The organism is Neptunomonas sp. CHC150 (assembly GCF_030397555.1).
Classification (GTDB): Bacteria; Pseudomonadota; Gammaproteobacteria; order Pseudomonadales; family Balneatricaceae; genus Neptunomonas; species Neptunomonas phycophila.
Genome location: NZ_JAPNXU010000003.1, coordinates 143,786 through 161,072, shown reverse-complemented (window position 1 = coordinate 161,072; position 17,287 = coordinate 143,786). Strand labels below are relative to the sequence as shown.

Sequence of the window (17,287 nt, the reverse complement as noted above, 5' to 3'; positions counted from 1 at the left end):
TGCTAGCATCGTAGTGTTGAGCATTTTGGAGCCTTTTGATCGGCCAGTAACCTTTGGGCTGATAGTGCTGCTAGGGCTTGTTGCCATTCTTCTTATTTGGCATGTCCACAATAAAGTAAAACATTATCTTAAAGAGCGGTATAGCCTGCTGGAAGCAGACTTATCTAAAGATCCTGTTACCCGTTTGGCTGGGAAAGATGCATTAACGCTCCAATTACAAACCGAGTGTAGGCGTGCCATCCGTGAGTATTCGCCGTTATCGATCATTGGGGTTACACTGACCGAGAGCGAGCCGCTTGAGCGTGATGTAAAGCTGGTATCTATGGTGCTTAAGCAATTGCTACATAGGCCCGGCGATATCGTATACCGCTTGGACGACACAACATTTATTTTATTATTGCCATCTACAAACGAGCGCGTCTTAGCGTTTTGCGAACGTTGTCATGGTGAATTAAGTCGGGCCAATATTACGGTGAGTACCAAAGTATCTGTTTGCACTTTCCAACCAAGCGCCGAACTAAATGACCAGCATGTCCTCGCCAAGCTCCAGCGGCTAATTGAGAGCAATCGCCGTCAAAACAAAGAAGCGATAATGTCCTTAATAGAGCAGCCAATCGATCCTTCTGTTTTACATGATGATCTCTGACGATTGTCTTAAGGTGACAACGAGCATACTCACAACCTATACAAGACTACGCGAGCATGCCCTTCGTGGGAATGTTCGTGCTTGCTTATGGCTCACTGGCGAGGCTCAGTGGACGTTAGCATCGGCTGCTTTGATTGCTAGACAAATTCCTAATAAGTATTTGGCTGTAGTGTCTGACCGTCTGGTAGAGGCACTTAGGCCGGATGAGTCCGATACTTTTAATTCGTCAGTTGTCATCGTAAGCCCGCAACGAGCTGAGCGCTTGCTAGGTCAGGAGTTTAGCTGCGTAATATATGATTGCGTCTCTGGTGTTAATCCTGATGCTTTGGGGCAAATAAGTGGCTTGATTGCGGGTGGCGGTGTATTAATTATTTTAAGTGAGCCTCCCTCGTGCTCATTGTTCTTTGAGGATCCAGAAAAACAACGCTTAACCGTCTATCCGTATACTGAGAAGGATGTGGCTAATCATTTTCTCGAGCGCTTTGCCCTGGCGTTAATGGATAGCCCAGTCGTTACTCGGCATGACCAAGTACATGGACTTAGCGAGCCTTCGCTGTTCTTAAATACGCCCAGCCAGGAAAGCGAACCTGGTACAAAGGCGGTGCAATGTGCGGAGCAAGACAAATTTGTTAAGTCTGCTACCCAAGCATTGCTGGACGGACCGTGTGCAGTTGTACTTACGGCCGCGCGAGGTCGTGGTAAATCGGCCGCTATTGGCATGGTTGTAGATGAATGGTGTAAACAAAAAAATCTTCCTGTTTATATTAGCGCCCCAAATGAAAAAGCTTTGATCAGCGTATACCAGTTCGCCGAGTTAGCACGGGAAAATAAGCGCTTTCAATTTCACTTGCCAACGGATCTGGTCAAACGTTGTAATCAAGGCAGCATTGAGCCCGAAGCGCTATTGGTAATTGATGAGGCGGCAGCGGTGCCTGTGCATTTGCTTCAACACTTAGCTCAGTATTTTACACACATCATTTTTTCTACGACGACCCAAGGCTATGAAGGAAATGGGCAAGGCTTCCTTTTACGCTTTGTTTCTCAGTTAGCTTGTATTCAAGAGAGCCAAGGGCAGGCATTACATTTTTATCAGTTAAGCCAGCCCATACGTTGGTCTCCTTTTGACGGATTAGAGCCTTTTTTTAATCGGCTTTTATTAATGGACAGTAAGTCTGATCAAAAAGATGACTTATCTTTGGGGGCTAATAGAGCCGTTGAATTAGCGTGTTCTGTTAGACCGAGTCATGATCATCCTACTGAGGCTTGTGTCAAAGTGTCGGCAGATTGGTTAGTAGCGAACCCAGCGATACTAGATTCGTTGTTCCGCTTGCTTACCGAAGCTCACTACCGCACCACACCGGGTGATTTAAGGATTTTGCTTGATAGCCCGAATTTACACATCTGGATAACTTACCATGGTGACGAGGTGGTCGCCGCGTGTTTAGTTGCAGAAGAAGGTCCGTTGCCAGCCTCGTTGGTAACCGATATTTGGCAAGGTCGCCGAAGGCCTCGGGGGCATTTAATCCCTCAATTATTAGTGTCGCAAGTCGGCTTTAGAGGGGCCGGTACATTAAAAGTACTGCGTATCATTCGCATTGCTACACGCGTTAGTAAACGTCGTTCCGGACATGCGAGCCAGTTAATTCAGTCCATTAAAGAGTATGCGTGCTTGCACTCGATAGATCTGTTGGGAGCAGCGTTTTCAGCCACGCCACAGCTATTAAGGTTTTGGGAGCAGAATAATTTGCGGCCTATAAGAGTTGGGCTGCAAGCAGATCCAGTGACAGGAAGTTTTTCTCTATTGGTTGCCGAGCCTCTTTCGCCGACTGTGTTTAGCGACTATGAAGGGTGGCGGTCTTACTTTTATGCTCAGTTGGCTTTTCAACGCCAAGATTGGTTAGCCAGTATGGATCCAGAGCTTTATCAAATGATTAGCTCTGATAAGGCAGACGCTGGTGCAGACGGCGTGTGGGATATCAGTAAAGCAGATTTTGAGCAGGCGTTGATTATAGGCTTTGCTGAGTACTTTCGCTCTTATGAATCTACCGCATTTGTTTTGCATCGGTTACTAGAGCAGCTTTCTAAGAATAACCCTCATTTCTTGACGATAAGCACTGATGACGACGAATCGGTTAAATTGTATAAAGGGTTACTTGACCTAAGGGTGTTGCAACAAGAAACAGAAGCAGCGGTTATAAAACGCTTATCCTTAACAGGGCAAAAGATGCTTATTAAAAACTTACGACAAGCGGCTGCTTGGTTGGCTAAGCTTGTGTTTTAATACGAGCCAATTTAAATAGTACGTTTACTAAAGGTGACTGATCACATGGAACGGCTTGCTCCCGATGCTGCTATTCTAAAAAAATTAGCGACTATGAAGATGCCCTTTGGAAAATATGCCGGTAGAGTGTTGGTCGATCTTCCTGAGCCTTATTTGTGTTGGTTTGAGAGAAAAGGCTTCCCTTCCGGTGAGTTAGGAATCCTTCTTCGTACCTTATACGAAATAAAAGTTAACGGACTAGAAAGTTTATTGACGCCGTTGCGAGAGCAGTAAAAGGAAAAGGCATGACCCCCGCTATCAATATCGCCAAAAAAGCCGGTATCCACTATACAGTACACGAGTACCACCATAACCCAGCAGTCGAATCTTATGGCGAGGAGGCGGCCTCAGCGTTGGGAGCGGATGTAAAGCAGGTTTTTAAAACCTTGTTGGTTGCCATGGAGGGCGATCAGAAAAAGTTAGCCGTTGCTGTGGTCCCTGTCGCAGGGCAGTTGCATTTAAAGTCTATGGCTTCGGCGCTAGGGTGTAAAAAAGTAGAAATGGCTGACCCTGCTGCCGCTCAAAGGTCTAGCGGGTACCTTGTGGGGGGGATAAGTCCTCTCGGGCAAAAAAAGAGACTGCCAACCATTATTGATAGCTCATCAAGTTTATTTGAAACAATTTATGTTAGCGCAGGCCGCAGAGGTTTAGAGATAGAACTATCTCCTAGGGATTTGCACGTGCTGACATCGGCTAAGTTTGCCGATATAGGTCGATAGTTGAAACGTAAGCATTTATGCTCATTTTAGATCGCTTAGCGGACACAAAGTTTGTCCGCTAAGCGATTAGCTCAAGCTGATTCGTTACGGGATTTATCCGGCTTTTCGTTTTACTGCAGAGCTGGTTAACGCCGTTTTTCTTCGCGTTTTATATTCAGCCGCTTCAATGCCATGCTTGTTGAGTAGCTTGTAAAAATCCGTGCGATTACGCTGAGCTATACGAGCCGCGTGCGTTACATTTCCTTCCGTAACTTGTAACACTTGAATCAAATATTTCTTCTCAAATTCAGCTCTGGCATCGTTAAACGATGGAATAACATCTTCCTGGTTCGATGTGGCATTTTTAACCAAGCCTTCAGAAATAACCGGACTCGAAGCGAGAGCAACCACTTTTTCAATAACGTTTTCCAGTTGGCGAACGTTCCCCGGCCATGCTTTTTGAGCCAAGAGGTGTAAAGCACCAGGGGAAATATTCCGCACTTTACGGTTATGCTTCTTAGCCGCAATCGCTAAAAAGTGTCTTGCTAATACAGGTATGTCTTCAGGTCTGTCATGCAGTGGTGGTAAAACAAGGTTAACCACATTTAAGCGATAGAAGAGGTCTTCACGGAACTCTTTAGACTGCATAGCTTGTTCAAGGTTACGGTGAGTCGCTGAGATAACCCGAACATTCACGGGTATATCATTCACTGCGCCAACAGGGCGGATAACACGTTCTTGTAAAACACGAAGCAGCTTAACCTGTAACTGAATAGGCATATCGCCTATTTCATCGAGAAATAGCGTACCACCCTCAGCCGCTTTAATTAGCCCCGCGTGCTCAGAAACGGCACCCGTGAATGCCCCTTTGCTGTGGCCAAATAATTCGCTTTCTAGTAAGTGTTCGGGTACTGCCGCGCAATTTAAAGCCACAAAGCGCTGGTTTGCTCGGGGGCTAGCCATATGTATGGCGCGAGCGAGCAGCTCTTTGCCCGTGCCGCTAGGCCCTGTGATGAGTACGCTAATATCAGACTCGGCAACACGGTGGGCTTGGTCTAGCAACTGAATCATAGATGGGCTTTTGGTGATAATACCATCACGCCAGCGCGTGTCTCGACGTCGCTCAGCTGATACTAATGCTGCTTTAACCGTGTCCAGTAATTGAACTTTATCAATTGGTTTGGTTAAGAAGCCAAAAATACCTTGTTGAGTAGCTGATACCGCTTCTGGAATAGAGCCGTGAGCTGTAATAATAATAACAGGGACTGCTGGCCATTTTTGCTGAACGTATTTGAACAGCGTCATACCGTCCATTTCATCCATTAAAAGATCAGTTATGATCAAGTCAACAGGGTTTGTTGGCAGTGTACGTAGAGCTTCTTCACCACTTCTGGCAGTAATTACCTTATAACCAGAAGCTTCGAGCCGCATGGAGAGAAGCGATAGAATACTATCATCATCATCTACCAATAGAATGCGTGTGAGTTGCGTCATTCCTTAATGTTCCTCACGTTGACGTGTTATTGCTTGCTCAATCTCAGTAAGTGCGTCGATTTGTTCCTGCAGCTTGGCAATTGTCTTTTTTGCCTCTGCATATCTTGCATTTACTACATCCTTGGATTCGAGCTGTCGTAAGTTTGCCTGAGTCTGTCTGAACCTCAGATAAAGATACCTATCTGCATAGCATGTTTTACTTGGCAGTAAGGGGAGTTGTTTAAATAACCCCAGTGCTGACCTTAGTGCCGTTTTATTACTTATTTCACTACTTAGCAAGTTTGCTTGGCGCGCAGTGTCATGTTTAAAGGCTTCAATAAGTGCTTTTTTTTGTTGTTTATCAGCTAGGATAAACGTGTGTTCATCGTCGAGGAAAACATGTAAATCGTTTTCTTTTACAAAGCACCCAGCTTGTTGAGCTTGTTCGACAGGTTCTTTTGCGGGATCAGAAAGCGTTGCGCATCCCGTAAACAGTGCCAAGCTAGTAAAAGCTAGACTATATTTTATTAACATCATACAGGTTCCAATGGAATCCTTAATCGGAAAACAATACATCCTTTTGAGTTCTCGATGAGGGTTAAATCTCCACTCATCGCACTTGCCGCTTCCTTTGCAATGCTTAAACCGATACCGGTCCCTTTCATGGACCCTGTTCGACGTTTACTGCCTTGAAAGAATGGCTCAAAAATACGCTGAGTGTCATCTTCAGGGATAGGTTGTCCTGAATTACTCACATCAATAATCAGATTGTCTTTAATGGTTTTGGTTCCAATACTGATCTGGCCATTCTTGTCAGTATAATATACCGCATTTGAAATCAAATTGTTTACTACTCTTTGCAACATTGATCGATCAACTTCAATTATGGGGGCGCTTTCGGGTACGGTAACCGCGAGATCTTTTTCGGCTATTAATAATTGTAAAGAAGAGAGTGAAGACATCACCAGCTTTTGTATATTCACTTTATCTTTTTTCAGAGTGTAAGACTGTTGGAGTTGGTTATAGTCTAACAGTTGCTCAATTAATGATTGAAGGTTTAAGCTACTGTTTCTTATTAGAGACACTACGTGTGTTTGTCTATTGTTAAGTGGACCAGGGACTTGCTCTTCAAGTAAATCTGCACCTTCTCTAATTGTGGTCAGTGGTGTTTTTAGCTCGTGAGATATGTGTTGTATGAATTGACCTTTGGCCGCTTCAAGCTCCGTTAAGTGTGTGTCTAGCCATTGCAGTTGTTCATCAAGCTGCATGATTTCAGCTGGGCCTTTTAGAGGAGTGTTGGGTAGCGGTTCACGACGTCCAATGGCTTTAATTCGAGTGATGAGTCCGGCTATTGGTTTAGAAATAATTGTCGATAGTAGCAGCATCAAAATGAGGGTGGCGAATATTAACAGACCAGTTTGGATCCACAGTGCGTTGCGAGTTAGTTTGGCGTTTTCCTGAAGTTCTGAGAAACGAACTCCCATCTCCTTTACGTTGAGTTCAGCCAATTCGCGGCTCATTAATGGTAAATCATTAATAAACTCCGAAGCTGGGTTGTTTTCTATATTGTTTAAAATTTGAGTAAATTTAACCAGCGTCGTGTTTTTTTCAGTTAAAAAAGTTTGAACTGCTAGTAAATTCCGAAACGCGTTTATTTGTTCATTAAGCCTTTCTCTTAATGTATCTGATTGCACAATTTGATATTGGTTGGCCGAGCGCACTATGTCTTCTGCACTGCGTTCTAAGAGACTACCTTGTTGGCTCATCTCAATAGCGTTCTGGGTTTGAAGGTAGCTAAGTTGCAGTTGAGCTTCGAGAACGTCACTGGTTTTATAGAGCATAAAGCCAATGGGGGTGATGATAAGTATAAACGCAATCATCACTAATCGCTTGAGGGACCGAGGTTGCCAAAATGCATTAAAGGACATTGTTAGACTTCTTTCAGGAAATAAATGAATTATGCAGTGTTTCTCCTCATAGGTTAAGCGAGCCGTGAGGCTCGCAAGGAAAAGGTAGGTCTGCCTTCAATCAGAGCTGTATTAGCGCCGTGCTACCGAGTAGGTGTTTCAGTTGGCCGGTTATCATTGATTGAGGTGCGTTGAGTTCTTGGCTGCTTATATATCCATCCTTATTTAGGTCGAGTTCAAGAAAGTTTTCTGCGAAATTTAGATCCTCCATGGCTTCAATAAAGCTAAGGCGCTGATCATTATTTCTGTCTAATTTTTTCAGTAAGTGCTTTTTTTGAGCCTGTACTTTATGAGTACCATCTTGGTCTTTTTGTGTAGAAGCATTCGCCGTCATTGCGTTTGACAGACAAATATTGCTAACCAAAACCGTGCTCAATGCTACTGTGATAAAGCGCATTATTTATTCTCCTTCCGATACTACAGAAGAGTGTATCAAAAAGCGTTCCATTATTTGAAAATGTATTATAAATCAGTGGTTTATGTGTTTTGTTCTCGAAGGAAACTGTTGTGTGCATTTAATAGTGTATCTATATAGATACAGAGGTGATGTTACTAGAGTCTAGTCTTTATAAATCAATGACTTATGGTGTATCAAAAAAGAGACATGCTAGATTCTGGGAATCATCTTCATAAAGTTTTGAACGGTTGTGTCATAGGTCACAGGTGAGGGGGTAGTCGCGCTCATTACGCGTAACCCCCAGATACTTGCGACCAGCGTCTTGGCAAGGCCGGTGCAATTCGCACGCTTGTCTATTTCACCGTTTTGTCTTGCTTGTAAAAGCGCATCTTTGATAAGGCTTTCTATTAGGCTTAAGTAGGCGATAACTTTTTTGACTATTTCGTCATTGCGATGAGCAAGCTCTAGTAAGGTATTCACCATAAGGCAGCCTTTGCTTGTGTTGTCGTGCTTCATTTCTTCCGCTATTTTAAGGAATAGCTGTTCTATTCCATCGATTGCATTTGGAGAGGTCGTTAGACAGGATCTGATTCGTGCTAAGCTTCGATTCGCGTAAACATCAATGACTTCTAAAAACAGCCCTTTCTTACTTTTGAAGGCGCTGTATAGCGAGCCAGGCTGAAGCTCAGTCGCATCAACAAGCCGGTTAATTGAAGTTGCAGAATAACCTGTGCTCCAGAAAACATGCATGGCTTTATCGAGTACTTCTTGCCTATCAAATTCAGAGGGCCTTGACATGGCTTTACCTGTACTATTCTTATAGTTTATTTTATTTATGATACAAACCTTGGGTTTCGTCAACAATGAAGCGTAATTTATCCGGCCCGTTTTACTTATTGCTACCTTTGTTCTTTTTGTCTGCTTGTTCTCCTATCAAGCCAAGTGTGGATAGTGACAAGCCTTACGAGTTTATACGTGGCGCTGTTATAAAAGATGATGATGGTTTTACAATCACGCCCTGTTTTAGCCAAACTAAACGACAATTAGTTGATACATCTGGCTTATTATCGCGACGATACAATGAACAATCCCCTACAAGTCGTTTGCCAGTTTATATGGAGCTTTGGGCCTATCAGCAGGTCGATCTGGCGTGGAATCTATACGGTGTCAACCTAGCTGGTGGTGGGAGTAAAGCCTGCGATACTGATTTACGAAATGTAGAGTACCGGGCAGGCGGTGTGAATCCAGTGTGGGTTGCCGATGTCTTTGGCGATCATATACGAGTCGAAATTATTCATGAATTGCGATCAATGACCTTCCCTATTTCAGAATCTCCCAGCTTACCTTTTACTTGGCAGTCGAGTATTACAGGTATTAAAGGACGCACTCATGATCTCGAAATGCAGTTTAGGCGCCAAACTTGTCGTGATGCGGTAGGGGCTTGGTATCCCTTGGTGGCTGAAGTTAACCTCGATGGTAAAGTGCTCAAAGGCTGCGCGCGCGAGGGAGACTTAATGAGTAGGTCGATTCCGGGGCGTTACAGTAATGACCTAGCTCCTGATGAATCATTTGTTGTGTTGGATTTATTAGCGGGTCATCAAGCAAAACTATTGGTTGATTATCGCAATGGACAACCTTTGAGTATTTTAGAAGGTAATTGGCAGTTGAATAAAAGTGGCCGTTTAGAGTTGAACTTCTTTTCTGTTAATGGGCTAGCTCAACAAACAATACTTGTTATGCAGCGTAGCGCTAAAGGGGCTCTTGTGCCGTATGGCTATAGTGAGATCTTTGGTAATGCCTCATTAGCGCTGGAGCGATCTGAGTAACGTTATTCCTTAAGCAGTGTATCTCGTGCTTGGTTTATCTGACTGGCTAAAAAATTACTTCCGCCTTGGTCTGGGTGAAGTTTTTGCATTAAGCGCTTATGCGCAGCAATAATCTCTGCGTGGCTTGCCCCTTCAGGTACGCCTAAGATATCAAGCGCTTCTTGACGAGAAAGGCTTCCATTATTGGGCTGTTGAGCTGTTTTCTTTGTTTTTCCTCGCAATAGAGTGCGTAAAAATGGAAAAACACGTAAAAGAAGAAAGCTATATTTTTTAACAAAAATAAGAGCCGTTAATAAGGCGGCTCCAAACCAATGAAGTCGGCCCGTTATCGTTAATATAACAATGAAAACCACCGCAATGATAAACAGTAGTTTTAACGTGGCTCTTGGTCGTTGTGCTGCCGGTTGGCGCTTTAGCCAAAACAGGCTGTAAATCAGAAGAGCGCATAAAATAACAATTACAAATGGGGTCATAGTCGTTTTCTAAATCATAGGAAGGATTAAGAGTAACGCGCTAAGCAGTCGAAAGAAAGCGCCCGTGTGTCTGTCACAAGGGCGCTGGTTGGGTAAATGGTAATTGGTTTGTAAGTGCTCTCTGCTGGATTACTCAGAGGATGCTTGTAATAACTCAAGACTGCTGGTTTTTGGTGTGCGATTCTCTTGCATGTACTTAGCTCGTTTTTTGGGTTTTAAATAGTGCATATCTACCAAGACTAACCCATCGACACAGTAATTAAAGCTGGCGTCTACACCAAAGTCTAAAAAACGCACGCCGCCGGTTTCACACAGTTCGCTATACTGCTTAAACAATGTGGGGACGGAAGCACCCAAATAATCAAGTTGCTCACGTAAGCGTTTGAAGTCAGCTTTATAATCATTACCATCAAACAATGTGAAGATATTATCGGCTACCTCTGCGCTGATTCGGTAGGGGGAATTAGCTTTAGCCAGTAGCTCGGTATCATCAAAATAATGTTGATAAAACCAGACTAGTAAATCTTTAGCCGACTTAGGGTAACTATTGCTAAGGCTAACAGGGCCGAACATGTATCGAACATCGGGGTTTTTCTTGAGATAAGCGCCGATACCGTACCATAAGTACTCTAGGCTACGTTTCCCCCAATACTTAGGCTGAACAAAGCTTCTTCCTAATTCTATCCCTTGCTCGTAATAGGGGAGCATGGCATCAGAGTATTGAAATAGGCTAGCGCTATAGAGTGGGCTGCTTTTATCAAAGACAAGCTTGTGAGCTTCGGCTAGACGGTAAGCCCCTGCTATTTCTAAGTCATCTTCATCCCATAAGATAAGGTGGCGATAATAGTGATCATATTTATCAAGGTCCTTATTACGTCCGGTACCTTCACCAACGCAGCGAAATGAGACTTCACGTAAACGCCCTATTTCTTGCATGACAGCTGAATCGGGTTGATGGTCAAAAAGAAAGATCTTTTTCCCATCGGATGTTTCGCCTAAGAGCTCGGCGGATTTTAGCTCTTGTTTTAACGCTTGCCTGTCTTGCGGGTGTGCGATCGTTTTTTCTGTAACGAATAGCGGGCTTTTGCGCTTTGCGATTCGGTATAAATGCTTGCGCAGTAATTTGGCTTTCTCGTTAAATGAAAGAGGGATGCTATCTATTTGGCTGCTCGGAATAGGCTCGCCGATTCTGATCGGTAGAGTTACCGATTGTTTGTTAAACATTTCGTGAGCCAGCAGTAGTGCTGACATTGATTTGTTTAGATAGGAAATACCATAAAACAAGGGAGAGTTTTTGCCACCCACGTAAACAGGCAGAATGGGTGCGTTGGCCTTTTTAGCAAAGCGTAAAAAGCCACTATTCCATTTGCCGTCTTTAATGCCTGTTACTCCTGCTCGCGATACTTCGCCAGCGGGGAAGACTATGATAGCTTCTTCGTTTCGTAGTGAGTTGACTATACGGGCAATGTCGCGCTTCATAGTGCTTTTACCGAGGTTGTCGACTGGTAAAAACAATGAGTTGAGCTGATCAAAATGGCTTAATACATCGTTAGCAACAATGCGTACATCACGCCTGACTTCTCCCACCATTTTTAATAAAGCTAAGCCGTCTAAGGCTCCAAGAGGGTGGTTTGCAACGATGACAACGCGTCCGGTTGATGGGATGTTGAGTCGATCCTTATTGCTGAGCGTGTAACCAAAGTTAAAGTAATCAAGAACGCAATCAACAAATTCAAACCCTGTTTTTTCCTCGTGTTCGCGTAGAAAACGATTGATTTCGTCTTCATGAATCAATTTGCGTAAGCAAAAAAGCGTGGAGTTACGTAAAGGCGCCGGTTTATTCGTAAAAGAAGGAAACTTAGATGTGAGCACCTGTTCAACATTGATCATCGGAGGACCCTGTAGCTTAACAACATGCTCGAGAAGATTATGGCAAGTATATGACGATGTGCTGACATAAAGATGACAGTTAGGTGACGCCTAGTCGGCGATTGAGAAACTATTTACTTAATGGTACTGTTTTTATATCCAGTGGTTGGTGGGCTTGATGAGAAAGATAATTCATTGCGATTGTGACTGTTTTTTTGCAGCGGTTGAGATGCGCGATAATCCAGATTACCGGGATATCCCTTTAGCGGTAGGGGGGCATTCCGATCGCCGTGGCGTTATAGCAACGTGTAACTATATCGCTCGAGGGTTTGGTGTGCGCTCTGCAATGCCAACAAAGACGGCTTTGCGATTGTGTCCTGATCTAAAAGTGATCCCCGGGCATATGGCTAAGTACCGGGAAGTATCAGCCCAAATTATGTCTATTTATCAAGAAGTGACCGATCTTATAGAGCCTTTGTCGTTGGATGAAGCTTATTTGGATGTATCAGCTTGTAATTTGTTCTCGGGTAGCGGGACTCGAATTGCGCAATGGTTGCGGGCCCAAGTCGCTGAAAAAACAGGCATCACAATTTCAGCCGGAGTCGCCCCCAATAAGTTTCTGGCAAAAATAGCCAGTGATTGGAATAAGCCTAATGGTTTATGTGTAATAGCCCCTAATGATGTGGAGGCGTTTTTAGCTACTTTACCGGTCAATAAATTGCATGGCGTGGGAAAGAAGACAGCTGAGCGCTTACACGCTATGTCCATATTTACTTGCGATGATGTAAAAGGAATACCACTTCATGAGCTAAGAGAGCATTTTGGGCAATTCGGTGAGCGTCTATATCATTTAAGCCGAGGCATTGATCATAGGCCGGTAACAAATGAACGAGAGCGAAAATCCATTAGCGTTGAGCACACCTTTGCTGAGGATTTGATGACCTTGGACGAATGTTGTGCCAAAATACCCCTATTATGCGGTGAACTACAGCAGCGCTACAGCAAATATCGCTCTGAAGCTGCCGTGGCAGGGTGTTTTGTTAAGGTAAAGTTTCATGACTTCACGCAAACCACCATCGAACAACAAGTCACCTATGAAGACGAGGCCTTATTTTCGCCTTTATTAGTTCAGGCTTGGCATCGTTCACAAAAACCTGTGCGTTTATTGGGCATTGGGTACCGGTTAACTAAGCAGAGCACGGATTTGCAGCAACAGCTGTCGCTCTGGTAAGCCTGGCATAGGCAAAACAAGGAAGTAATATGGATTTTTCACACATCGAAGAGCGCCTTTCTGCCTACAAACCTGACCCTGAGTTCAGAGATGATGCTGTAGGGCTTCAATGCTGCCAGTTGGCTTTTTCGGCGCTAAAAAATGGTGATTATGGGGTAGGTGCTATTTTGTTGGACCCTGACGGAGCCCCGTTGATTTTTTCTCAAAATGCCGTTTTTTCTGATGGGTTTTGCTCCTCTGGCCATGCCGAAATGAAATTGCTGGACCTATATGAAGCGTCTTATCGCTCAAAATATGAGCCAGATGAACTGAAATTAGTTGTTTCTCTAGAACCCTGTCCTATGTGTTTGTCTCGTCTTATCTTGAGTGGGATCGGTATCATCAAATATATGGTAGATGATGCAGTTGGAGGCATGGTTAATCGGATAGACCACATGCCGCCAGCTTGGAGAAATCTTGCCTCATTACAATCGTTTTACAGAGCGCATATCAGTTCTGATCTTAAGCTGTTAGCAAAAGATATTGCTCAAGCGCGTATGCCAGAATTACGCGCAAAATTGATGAACGAACGTGTTGGTCAACATGAGTTTGAAGTCGTATTTGATAGCCATTAGCGTAGTTTAGTCTCTGGCTTTGAGCTGATTTTTATGGCGGACTGTATTCGCTAACAGGGTAAAGCGCGAGTATAGTTATACCTCGCGCTTGCTTTAACCGGCGGAGTTATTTAACCGATAATGCAGTCCCTTCAAATTTTATACCTGCCCAGCCGTCCTTGATGAAATTTCGAATATTACTGTGATCTGTGCCTTGCGGCGTATTGAGCACGTCCTGATAAAAGCGACCAAAACACAAAAGAGTCGCTTCTTGGGATAGCTCATTTAACTGTGCAAAGGCAAAGATTTTACAAGAGCCTTCATTTTGACCGGCGTCGTTAGTTACTTTGCTATCACCTGTACCATTACTAAAAGCGGTAGGTTGATAATTATAATGCTCATTGATGATGGTCATCGTGTCTTCGAAGTCGACATTTGAAGGGGTGCTTAATTTAGCTATGAAATCCGATACAGTCATTGTGTTATGTCCCATTACTTCAATAGTTTACAGGTGAAATGTGTGGGGTGTTTTACCATGCTTACAAGCATGAGTCATCTGAAGGCAAAGCGCTAACATAAAAAAAGCGACCTAATGGCCGCTTTTTGAATAGCGATTGAGCGAGATTAATGTTCCAAAATTTGGCTCAAGAACAATTGAGTACGCTCGTGCTGTGGGTTGTTGAAGAACTCATGAGGCTCGTTTTCTTCGATGATTTGACCAGCATCCATAAAGATAACTCGGTCGGCTACTGTTTTAGCAAACCCCATCTCATGGGTAACGCATAGCATAGTCATGCCTTCTTCAGCTAACTCAACCATAACGTCGAGTACTTCTTTAATCATCTCGGGGTCGAGTGCCGATGTTGGCTCATCAAATAGCATTACATCAGGGTTCATACATAATGAACGTGCGATAGCGACCCGCTGTTGTTGCCCACCGGATAATTGGCCAGGGTATTTTTTAGCTTGTTCAGGGATCTTAACACGCTCAAGGAACTGCATCGCTGTTGCTTCTGCTTCTGCACGCGGCACTTTTTTAACCCATATCGGCGCTAAACAACAATTTTCCAATACGGTTAGGTGAGGGAAAAGGTTGAAGTGCTGAAACACCATGCCAACATCTTTACGAATGGTTTCGATGTTTTTTAAGTCGTTAGTTAAGGTGACATCATTGACGATTATATCGCCTTTTTGATGTTCTTCTAGACGGTTAATACTACGAATCATCGTTGATTTTCCTGAGCCGGATGGCCCACAAATAACGATACGTTCGCCGCGTTTAACATTTAAATTGATATTTTTTAGTACGTGGAAGTCGCCATACCATTTGTTGACATCACGCAGTTGGATCATTAATTTTTCAGCGTCTTTTGCTTGAGTACTCATATTTCTCTCCACCACGATCAGCGTGTGTTGTGGCCTGTTTGTAGGCGTTTTTCTAGGTTCTGGCTATAACGAGACATACTGAAACAGAACACCCAGAAAACCAGCGCTACAAAAATATAACCTTCAGTCGAGTAACCTAACCAATCTGGATCATTCAATGCTGCTTGCACAATGGCGAGGAGATCGAACAAACCGATGATCAAAACAAGACTGGTGTCTTTGAATAAGGCAATAAAAGTATTTACGATGCCCGGAATCATGAGCTTTAAAGCTTGAGGGAGGATGATAAAAATCATCTTTTTCCAATAGCCTAAACCCAGCGCATCCGCCGCTTCATATTGCCCTTTAGGGATAGCTTGTAAACCACCACGTACTACTTCGGCCATGTAAGCAGATTGGAACAATACAATACCAATCAAAGCGCGTAGTAGTTTGTCGAAGCTGATATCTTCAGGAACAAACAGAGGTAGCATTACCGACGCCATAAATAGCACGGTAATAAGCGGTACTCCTCGCCAGAATTCGATAAACACAACACAAAATGATTTAACGATAGGCATTTCAGAGCGGCGACCCAGCGCAAGTATTACGCCGAAAGGAAGTGCGGCAACGATACCTATTATTGCGAGTATCAATGTAAGGCTTAACCCTCCCCATTTGTGTGTTTCAACGACTTCTAGGCCAAAAGCTCCACCATATAGAAGAAAGAAAGCAATCACAGGGAAAATGAAAAGAGTAAATATAGCCACTAAACCTTTGTAAGGCGTTTTATCAATAAGTAACCAAGCAATGCAGGCTGCAAAAATGATAAAAGTAAGGTTGATGCGCCAGTAGTGCTCTTCTGGGTAGAAACCATACATGAATTGGTCTAAACGGTTGGTAATAAATACCCAACATGCGCCGCCGCTCGTGCAGGCTTCGCGGCTTGTGCCTATCCAATCTGCTTTAATAAATGCCCAATCAATCGTTGGTATTAGAAAGCTAATAATAAAATAGCTTAAAACGATGGTCGCTATGCTATTTATTGGGCTGTTAAACAGATTAGTTTTAAGCCAGCCAACTAAACCAGTAGATGTATTAGGAGCCGGTTGAGCTTCTTGTAATTCGTATTTCATATCGTCAGCCTCCTATCGCTCAACCAGCGCTTTGCGCGTGTTGTACCAGTTCATGAATATTGAGGTGAGAATACTCAGTAATAAGTAAACCGCCATAGTCATGAAGATGACTTCAATAGCTTGGCCTGTTTGGTTGAGAGTTGTGCCTGCAAAAACAGAAACAAGATCTGGATAACCGATAGCCGTAGCCAGTGATGAGTTTTTAGTTAAATTCAAGTACTGGCTAGTTAATGGAGGGATAATGACTCGTAGGGCCTGTGGCAAAATGATGAATCGTAATGTTCTGCCGCGGGGTAAACCCAACGCGCTGGCGGCTTCTAATTGACCATTGGGTACAGACAAAATACCACCACGAACGATTTCCGCAATAAATGAAGCAGTATAAATAGTGAGAGCAAACCAAAGTGCTATTAGCTCTGGTATTAGCGTCATACCGCCACGGAAGTTAAAACCTTTCAGAGCAGGGTAGTCGACCGTGAAAGGCTGGCCCATTGCAAAGAAGGTGAGTGTGGGTAAAACAAGGATTAAGCCGACAGCTGTTTGCCAAACGGGGAAGCCTTGCCCGGTCTCTTCACGGCGTTTAGTAGCCCATGAGCGGATAACTAATGTAGCGATAATACCAAATGCAAGTGATAGCCATACTATACCTGAGCCATCTGAGCCTACTAGTTTCGGTAGATACAGGCCTCGTACGTTAAGGAAACCGCCCATAAACTCGTAGCTCTGACGAGGGCTGGGTAGTGTACGAAGAACAGCAAAATACCAGAAGAAAATTTGCAGTAATAACGGGATATTACGGAAAATTTCTACGTAGATGCTACAAATTTTGTTGATAAGCCAGTTGTTGGACAAGCGGCCAACGCCGATAAAAAAGCCAAGGATGGTAGCGGCGATAATGCCTAAAACCGACACCAATATTGTATTGAGTAAGCCAACTATAAAAGTGCGGCCGTATGTATCAGCTTCTGTGTATGGAATTAGTGTTTGTAAAATACCGAAGCCAGCCTGGTTGTTTAAGAAAGCAAAGCCAGTCGTTATACCCCGTTGGTCTAAATTGGTTAAAGTATTGTTGATAATAGTGTAGAGAATACCCGCAAGTCCGGCGATCAGTAGCAACTGAAAGATAATTGCTCGTTTGCCTGGGTCATTCCAAAAATGACCAGATGCTGCGGTAGTCTCTGAGGTTAATCGATCAGATGCCGACATTTAACTCTCCAAGAAGAAGCAGGGGGTTGAGTTAACTCCCTGCCTGAAACGCATTGAGAAAAAGACATGAGCCTCAAGCCCATGTCT

The 17,287-nt window shown here is 43.7% G+C and carries 18 protein-coding genes; 7 read left to right on the top strand and 11 right to left on the bottom strand.

The window, feature by feature from the left end:
- The first annotated feature begins 13 nt into the window (after positions 1 to 13).
- Genes OW491_RS03260 through ybaK form a run of 4 tightly spaced genes read left to right on the top strand, consistent with a single transcriptional unit; the run spans position 14 to position 3,685 of the window.
- Entirely contained in the window at positions 14 to 646 is a 633-nt protein-coding gene (locus OW491_RS03260) for a hypothetical protein (RefSeq protein WP_290034634.1), read from the top strand.
- Entirely contained in the window at positions 633 to 2,927 is a 2,295-nt protein-coding gene (locus OW491_RS03255) for a GNAT family N-acetyltransferase (RefSeq protein WP_290034632.1), read from the top strand. The genes OW491_RS03260 and OW491_RS03255 overlap by 14 nt, the downstream gene beginning before the upstream one ends.
- Positions 2,928 to 2,972: 45 nt before the next feature.
- The gene (locus OW491_RS03250; RefSeq protein WP_075171762.1) at positions 2,973 to 3,200 is read left to right on the top strand and encodes a DUF3820 family protein; all 228 of its coding nucleotides are present in this window, start codon (positions 2,973 to 2,975) and stop codon (positions 3,198 to 3,200) included.
- Between the two features lie 11 nt (positions 3,201 to 3,211).
- Entirely contained in the window at positions 3,212 to 3,685 is a 474-nt protein-coding gene (gene ybaK / locus OW491_RS03245) for a Cys-tRNA(Pro) deacylase (protein WP_290034630.1), read from the top strand.
- Between the two features lie 93 nt (positions 3,686 to 3,778).
- Here the strand turns inward: ybaK and OW491_RS03240 are convergent, their stop codons facing one another.
- From OW491_RS03240 to OW491_RS03220, 5 genes are all read right to left on the bottom strand, one after another.
- The gene (locus OW491_RS03240; RefSeq protein WP_075171764.1) at positions 3,779 to 5,158 is read right to left on the bottom strand and encodes a sigma 54-interacting transcriptional regulator; all 1,380 of its coding nucleotides are present in this window, start codon (positions 5,156 to 5,158) and stop codon (positions 3,779 to 3,781) included.
- Between the two features lie 3 nt (positions 5,159 to 5,161).
- Positions 5,162 to 5,674, bottom strand: a complete 513-nt coding sequence (locus OW491_RS03235; protein WP_075171765.1) for a hypothetical protein — start codon at positions 5,672 to 5,674, stop codon at positions 5,162 to 5,164.
- Positions 5,671 to 7,065 (bottom strand): HAMP domain-containing sensor histidine kinase, encoded by a 1,395-nt coding sequence (locus tag OW491_RS03230; protein WP_215152108.1) that lies wholly within the window; start codon positions 7,063 to 7,065, stop codon positions 5,671 to 5,673. Before OW491_RS03230 ends, OW491_RS03235 begins: the two co-directional genes overlap by 4 nt.
- 100 nt (positions 7,066 to 7,165) lie before the next feature.
- Positions 7,166 to 7,501, bottom strand: a complete 336-nt coding sequence (locus tag OW491_RS03225; protein ID WP_215152107.1) for a hypothetical protein — start codon at positions 7,499 to 7,501, stop codon at positions 7,166 to 7,168.
- A gap of 210 nt (positions 7,502 to 7,711) precedes the next feature.
- A complete protein-coding gene (locus OW491_RS03220) occupies positions 7,712 to 8,299 on the bottom strand; it encodes a TetR/AcrR family transcriptional regulator (RefSeq protein WP_290034628.1) in 588 nt (195 codons plus the stop codon).
- Positions 8,300 to 8,364: 65 nt separating this feature from the next.
- On the opposite strand from OW491_RS03220, the gene OW491_RS03215 reads away from it, so the two are divergent.
- Entirely contained in the window at positions 8,365 to 9,327 is a 963-nt protein-coding gene (locus OW491_RS03215) for a hypothetical protein (RefSeq protein ID WP_290034627.1), read from the top strand.
- Positions 9,328 to 9,329: 2 nt separating this feature from the next.
- Here the strand turns inward: OW491_RS03215 and OW491_RS03210 are convergent, their stop codons facing one another.
- Positions 9,330 to 9,800 (bottom strand): DnaJ domain-containing protein, encoded by a 471-nt coding sequence (locus tag OW491_RS03210; protein ID WP_290034626.1) that lies wholly within the window; start codon positions 9,798 to 9,800, stop codon positions 9,330 to 9,332.
- A 129-nt stretch (positions 9,801 to 9,929) separates the two neighbouring features.
- On the bottom strand, positions 9,930 to 11,690 hold the full coding sequence (locus OW491_RS03205; protein ID WP_075171771.1) for a lysophospholipid acyltransferase family protein: 1,761 nt from the start codon (positions 11,688 to 11,690) through the stop codon (positions 9,930 to 9,932).
- Positions 11,691 to 11,847: 157 nt separating this feature from the next.
- Here OW491_RS03205 and dinB point away from each other — a divergent pair, with 157 nt between their 5' ends.
- Both dinB and OW491_RS03195 read left to right on the top strand, forming a co-directional pair.
- Entirely contained in the window at positions 11,848 to 12,900 is a 1,053-nt protein-coding gene (dinB, locus tag OW491_RS03200) for a DNA polymerase IV (RefSeq protein ID WP_075171772.1), read from the top strand.
- Positions 12,901 to 12,929: 29 nt separating this feature from the next.
- Positions 12,930 to 13,514, top strand: a complete 585-nt coding sequence (locus OW491_RS03195; protein ID WP_075171773.1) for a hypothetical protein — start codon at positions 12,930 to 12,932, stop codon at positions 13,512 to 13,514.
- Between the two features lie 106 nt (positions 13,515 to 13,620).
- Here the strand turns inward: OW491_RS03195 and OW491_RS03190 are convergent, their stop codons facing one another.
- From OW491_RS03190 to OW491_RS03175, 4 genes are all read right to left on the bottom strand, one after another.
- Positions 13,621 to 13,971, bottom strand: a complete 351-nt coding sequence (locus OW491_RS03190; protein ID WP_075180076.1) for a HopJ type III effector protein — start codon at positions 13,969 to 13,971, stop codon at positions 13,621 to 13,623.
- Positions 13,972 to 14,117: 146 nt separating this feature from the next.
- Positions 14,118 to 14,879, bottom strand: coding sequence for an amino acid ABC transporter ATP-binding protein (locus OW491_RS03185; RefSeq protein ID WP_075171775.1), 762 nt, complete (start codon positions 14,877 to 14,879; stop codon positions 14,118 to 14,120).
- 17 nt (positions 14,880 to 14,896) lie between these two features.
- Complete coding sequence (locus tag OW491_RS03180) at positions 14,897 to 15,994, bottom strand: amino acid ABC transporter permease (RefSeq protein WP_215152100.1); 1,098 nt, start codon at positions 15,992 to 15,994, stop codon at positions 14,897 to 14,899.
- Positions 15,995 to 16,006: 12 nt separating this feature from the next.
- Positions 16,007 to 17,200, bottom strand: coding sequence for an amino acid ABC transporter permease (locus OW491_RS03175; protein ID WP_215152099.1), 1,194 nt, complete (start codon positions 17,198 to 17,200; stop codon positions 16,007 to 16,009).
- Positions 17,201 to 17,287: the final 87 nt, after the last annotated feature.

Coding starts and splice junctions, on each gene's coding strand:
- OW491_RS03255 (WP_290034632.1), top strand. CDS start 633: ATGATGATCTCTGACGATTGTCTTAAGGTGACAACGAGCATACTCACA.
- OW491_RS03250 (WP_075171762.1), top strand. CDS start 2,973: ATGGAACGGCTTGCTCCCGATGCTGCTATTCTAAAAAAATTAGCGACT.
- ybaK (WP_290034630.1), top strand. CDS start 3,212: ATGACCCCCGCTATCAATATCGCCAAAAAAGCCGGTATCCACTATACA.
- OW491_RS03240 (WP_075171764.1), bottom strand. CDS start 5,158: ATGACGCAACTCACACGCATTCTATTGGTAGATGATGATGATAGTATT.
- OW491_RS03235 (WP_075171765.1), bottom strand. CDS start 5,674: ATGATGTTAATAAAATATAGTCTAGCTTTTACTAGCTTGGCACTGTTT.
- OW491_RS03230 (WP_215152108.1), bottom strand. CDS start 7,065: ATGTCCTTTAATGCATTTTGGCAACCTCGGTCCCTCAAGCGATTAGTG.
- OW491_RS03225 (WP_215152107.1), bottom strand. CDS start 7,501: ATGCGCTTTATCACAGTAGCATTGAGCACGGTTTTGGTTAGCAATATT.
- OW491_RS03220 (WP_290034628.1), bottom strand. CDS start 8,299: ATGTCAAGGCCCTCTGAATTTGATAGGCAAGAAGTACTCGATAAAGCC.
- OW491_RS03215 (WP_290034627.1), top strand. CDS start 8,365: ATGAAGCGTAATTTATCCGGCCCGTTTTACTTATTGCTACCTTTGTTC.
- OW491_RS03210 (WP_290034626.1), bottom strand. CDS start 9,800: ATGACCCCATTTGTAATTGTTATTTTATGCGCTCTTCTGATTTACAGC.
- OW491_RS03205 (WP_075171771.1), bottom strand. CDS start 11,690: ATGATCAATGTTGAACAGGTGCTCACATCTAAGTTTCCTTCTTTTACG.
- dinB (WP_075171772.1), top strand. CDS start 11,848: ATGAGAAAGATAATTCATTGCGATTGTGACTGTTTTTTTGCAGCGGTT.
- OW491_RS03195 (WP_075171773.1), top strand. CDS start 12,930: ATGGATTTTTCACACATCGAAGAGCGCCTTTCTGCCTACAAACCTGAC.
- OW491_RS03190 (WP_075180076.1), bottom strand. CDS start 13,971: ATGACTGTATCGGATTTCATAGCTAAATTAAGCACCCCTTCAAATGTC.
- OW491_RS03185 (WP_075171775.1), bottom strand. CDS start 14,879: ATGAGTACTCAAGCAAAAGACGCTGAAAAATTAATGATCCAACTGCGT.
- OW491_RS03180 (WP_215152100.1), bottom strand. CDS start 15,994: ATGAAATACGAATTACAAGAAGCTCAACCGGCTCCTAATACATCTACT.
- OW491_RS03175 (WP_215152099.1), bottom strand. CDS start 17,200: ATGTCGGCATCTGATCGATTAACCTCAGAGACTACCGCAGCATCTGGT.